The organism is Gammaproteobacteria bacterium (genome assembly GCA_037388465.1).
GTDB lineage: Bacteria > Pseudomonadota > Gammaproteobacteria > SpSt-1174 > SpSt-1174 > JARRKE01.
In genome coordinates this window covers 1-4,040 of sequence record JARRKE010000124.1, presented here as the reverse complement: position 1 = coordinate 4,040, position 4,040 = coordinate 1, and the positions used below count along the sequence as shown (strand labels likewise).

Sequence of the window (4,040 nt, the reverse complement as noted above, 5' to 3'; positions counted from 1 at the left end):
CACGAGTCTTACTTAAAGAAAAAGGGGATGGCAATTATGCCATCCCCTCGCCAGGGGCGTTGCGGTAACGATTTATTGGGCTGCAAGCGAGTTGTTGAGGATCTTCGGGGTCACGAAGATCAGCAACTCGCTTTTGTCGTTCTTTTTCACGCTGTTGCGGAACAGGTAGCCGATCAGCGGGAGGTCACCGAAGAAGGGTACCCGGTTGACGGTATTATTTTTGGAGGTTTCGTAAATGCCGCCCAGTACCACGGTCTGTCCGGTATCGACCACTACCTGAGTGTTGATCGCGCGGGTGTCGATACTGGGGACGCCGGCGTAGATCGTGCCCACACTGTCCTTGTTGACCTTGAGATCCATGAAAACCCGGTCATCCGGCGTAATGTTGGGTGTGACGTCCAGACTCAGTACGGCCTTTTTGAACGACACGTTGGTGGCGCCACTGGAGGATGCCTGCTGGTATGGGATTTCCACACCTGATTCGATGCGCGCCGGGGTCTGGTTGGAGGTGATTACGCGGGGACTGGAGACGACCTCGGCGCGGTCCTCGGCCTGAGCGGCGGACAACTCGAGCTCAAGCAGGCTGCCGAGGGGCAGCTTGGTCAGCGCGAGGCCGATGCTACCGGCCGGATTGTTGACCGGCAGATTGACGTTGTAACGGTCGGGCGCACCGATGGTTTCACCGTTAATTACATTTGTGGTGGCGTTCAGGTTGCCCGAGGTTACGGAGGCATTGCCAGTTACCGGGGATGTGCGGGAGGTATTGTTGGTCACTCCGAAGCGGACACCCAGTTCGCGGCTGAAGTTGTCGCTGGCAATCACCACGCGGGTTTCGATCAGCACCTGGCGCACCGGGACGTCGAGGCGGCTCACCAGTGCGCGGATCTGGCTGATTTTCTCAGCCGTGTCCTGAACCAGCAGCGTATTGGTGCGCGGGTCCACGGTGACGCTGCCGCGTGTGGAAAGCAGGGAGTTTTTCTGCTTCTTGAGCAGGTCCGCGATGTCCCCCGCGCGCGCATAGTTGACCTGGATGTACTCGGTGACCAAGGGCGCCAGTTCGGCCTTTTGTTTCTGAGCCTCGAGTTCGAGTTTTTCGCGGGCAGCGATTTCCTCCTGTGGCGCAATCAGGATGACATTTCCGTTCTTGCGCATCGCCAGGCCCTTGGTCTTGAGGATGATGTCCAGGGCCTGATCCCAGGGGACGTTTTTCAAGCGCAGGGTCAGGTTACCCTTGACGCTGTCACTGACGACCACGTTCAGGCCGGTAAAGTCAGCCATCAGCTGCAGGACCGAGCGCACCGGAATATCCTGGAAGTTCAGAGACAGTTTCTGGCCGGTGAATTCCTGCTTCTTGATGACGCCAGCCACCTGTTCCTGTACCGGTTTGACGTCGACGGTAAAGACGTTGTCGGTCTGATAGGCCAGTTGCTCATATTTGCCATGGGCCTGGATAATGATTTCGGTATTGCCGTCCTTGCTGTAGGTGTCAACATACTCCACGGGAGTGGCGAAGTCGGTGACGTCAAGCCGGCGCTGCAGTGCCTTGGAAACCTCTGTTCCCTTCAGGCTGAGCCGGATCTTGCCCTTAAGGTCTTTGAGGTCGACCGGCGTGTTGGGGTCGGACAAGGTGATGATGACCCGGCCGTCGCCATTGGGGCCGCGGCGGAAATCGATGTTCTTGACTGTACGTAGGGAGGCGCCGGGCATGCTGGTCGCTTCCGCCTGCGCAAAGACTCCACCTGCCCCTGCGGTACTCGAGGCGAGACTGGCAGTATGAGAACCGGGGATGTGGATCGTGACCTGGTTGCCATCAACGCTGGTCTGATAATTCACCATGCTGGTGAGGTTGATCACGACGCGTGTACGACCCTTGGCCTCGGCCGTGTTCACGCTTTGTGCCAGGCCCACGCCGATTTGTTTGCTTCGTGCCTTGAGCTTGAGTTGCGTATCAGAGAAATCCAGCGCAATCCGGGCCGGATTGTCGATCGAAAAGCTCAGAGGCTTTTTAGCAGGCTGTGCGAAATTGAGGGTGATATCCACTGCATTACCGGGCAGGCTCGTATAGCTGATGCCGGTCAGGGCATTGGGTTGCGTAGCCTCAGCTGCATGTGCCGGATGAAAAGCGCCGGCTGCAAGAGACAGGAGGAGCAGCGTGACAAGAAGCCAACGATGTGAATGTTGAATATCAGCCATGCCTCGTGCCTTCAGGTGCTGGGGGGCTGGTCGTGCATTCATGGTCTCGCTCCTCATGCTTATTGACCGCTGATCGCTACTTTGGTCTGACGTTCTTTAAAACCGCCAAAACCATCTGGAACGATCTCACGCAAATAGATTGCATTACTTGAAATGCGAAGAATCTTGCCGTCATGTTCGCCCATATAATTGCCTGTCGTGACGCGTTGAATAGTGCCGTCAGGGGTTTGAATGAGCGCCCAGAGCAGGCCCTTTTCCTGAATAGTACCCACCATCTTTAACGTGGAGAGTGGGAAGCTTTCGAGATATTCCGGCGTGCGGTTTTTGTCGATTTTTATGCTGCTGTCCGATTTTGCCTGCTTGTTCGACAACAGGACACTTGAATCGAAGGGGTCGCGTGTATGTTGCGGGTACTTGAACGTGACCTGCGGCTTGATCTCAGGGATGGGTTCAATCTTGGCATGCTTTTCGGCCTTGACCTTGGCAACCCATTGCTGCAGGTCGGACATGTTATTGCCACAACCGGCAACAAAAACAAAACCGGTGAGCAGCAACAGGCGCAAGCCGCTTTTTAGCAGGATTGAGAAGCGTCCAATCGGCTTGTGGGCATTGGCAGGCATACGAGGTTCCTCAGTTGCCCTCTAGGTATCGATAGGTCTTGGCGAGGGCGGACATTTTTATTTCGTCGCTGTTGTTGACAGGGCTCAATGTGATGTCGTGCAAGGTCACGATGCGGGGCAGCGATGAAATGCCACTGACGAAATTGCCCAGCTCCTGATAAGTGCCCTGGACGCCGAGTTTGATAGGCTTTTCGGCATAAAAACCCTTTTTGATCTCATTTTGGGGCTGAAACAGATCGATCTCGAGTCCACTCGAAAGCCCGGTTTGCGAGATGTCCACGATGAGGTTGGGAATCTCGGTCTTGCTGGGTAGCTGTTTGAGCATCGTGCCGAAGGTGCGGCGCATTTCTTCCAGCTGAGCCTTGTATGCCTCAAGATTGACCGCCTTGGCCTGTTTTTGCTCGAAGGTTTTGCGCAGGTTCTGTTCCTTGCTTTGCGCTCGATCCAGTTGAGCAATCTGGTCACGCGTATCGAGGTAGTAGCCTGCAAAAAGAATGGCAACGAATAAAACGGCGATCAGGGCAACCCTGACCGGCGTGGGTGCGGCGCCAATGTTCTTGAAGTCGACGCTGGAGATGTCGAAATTCTTGATTTCGTTCCAATCCATACCGTTTACCTTTTGTTGGCGCCCTGACGCTTCTTTTTGGCGTCAGGCGTGGTTTGGTCCACGGTTAGTGTGAATCGGCTGAGCCGACGACCCTTCGTGTCCGTCACCTGAATGATCGCGAGCTTGGGGTTTTTTAGCCAAGGGGCGGCATCAAGATTGCGCATATAGGCGGAAACACGGGCATTAGAGTCGGCCATGCCGGCAATGTAGAGCTTTTTGTTGGATTCCTTCATCGAGGTCAGATAAATACCCTCGGGCAGGGTTTTGACCAGTTCGTCGAACAGGTGTACCACCCCAGGACGACTGACCTGCAATTGCTGAATGATATTCATGCGATCAATCAGCGCTTTCTTGGTGGCTTCCAGCTGCTTGATCTGGGCGATCTTCTGATCAACCAGTTTGATCTCGTTCTCAAGATAGTGATTGCGTTGGTTCTGGTAATCGATCAGCCCGTTCATATGGATGTGGGCGTAGAAGACGAGGATGCCGCCGAGTATGGCTGCGAAGAAGGCGATCGAAATGAATTCGCGCTGCTTTTCCTTGCGGAGTTCTTCGCGCCAGGGAAGGAGGTTGATATGCGCCATGTCAGGTAAAGCTCCTCAGTGCCAGGCCGCATGCGA

Annotated in this window: 4 protein-coding genes; all 4 read right to left on the bottom strand. The window is 55.1% G+C overall.

Annotation, left to right across the window (positions count from 1 at the left end; all coding sequences use genetic code 11):
* Nucleotides 1-72 precede the first annotated feature (72 nt).
* The 4 genes from pilQ to P8Y64_13865 are packed head-to-tail and all read right to left on the bottom strand — an operon-like array spanning nucleotide 73 to nucleotide 4,004.
* Complete coding sequence (gene pilQ, locus P8Y64_13880; GenBank protein MEJ2061547.1) at nucleotides 73-2,235, bottom strand: type IV pilus secretin PilQ; 2,163 nt, start codon at nucleotides 2,233-2,235, stop codon at nucleotides 73-75.
* A 17-nt stretch (nucleotides 2,236-2,252) separates the two neighbouring features.
* Nucleotides 2,253-2,813 (bottom strand): pilus assembly protein PilP, encoded by a 561-nt coding sequence (locus P8Y64_13875; protein ID MEJ2061546.1) that lies wholly within the window; start codon nucleotides 2,811-2,813, stop codon nucleotides 2,253-2,255.
* Between the two features lie 10 nt (nucleotides 2,814-2,823).
* Nucleotides 2,824-3,420, bottom strand: coding sequence for a type 4a pilus biogenesis protein PilO (locus P8Y64_13870; protein ID MEJ2061545.1), 597 nt, complete (start codon nucleotides 3,418-3,420; stop codon nucleotides 2,824-2,826).
* A gap of 5 nt (nucleotides 3,421-3,425) precedes the next feature.
* Nucleotides 3,426-4,004, bottom strand: a complete 579-nt coding sequence (locus tag P8Y64_13865) for a PilN domain-containing protein (GenBank protein MEJ2061544.1) — start codon at nucleotides 4,002-4,004, stop codon at nucleotides 3,426-3,428.
* Nucleotides 4,005-4,040 lie beyond the last annotated feature (36 nt).

Bases quoted from the DNA above. Each gene is read 5' to 3' on its own strand.
- pilQ (MEJ2061547.1), bottom strand. From the start codon at position 2,235: ATGAATGCACGACCAGCCCCCCAGCACCTGAAGGCACGAGGCATGGCT.
- P8Y64_13875 (MEJ2061546.1), bottom strand. From the start codon at position 2,813: ATGCCTGCCAATGCCCACAAGCCGATTGGACGCTTCTCAATCCTGCTA.
- P8Y64_13870 (MEJ2061545.1), bottom strand. From the start codon at position 3,420: ATGGATTGGAACGAAATCAAGAATTTCGACATCTCCAGCGTCGACTTC.
- P8Y64_13865 (MEJ2061544.1), bottom strand. From the start codon at position 4,004: ATGGCGCATATCAACCTCCTTCCCTGGCGCGAAGAACTCCGCAAGGAA.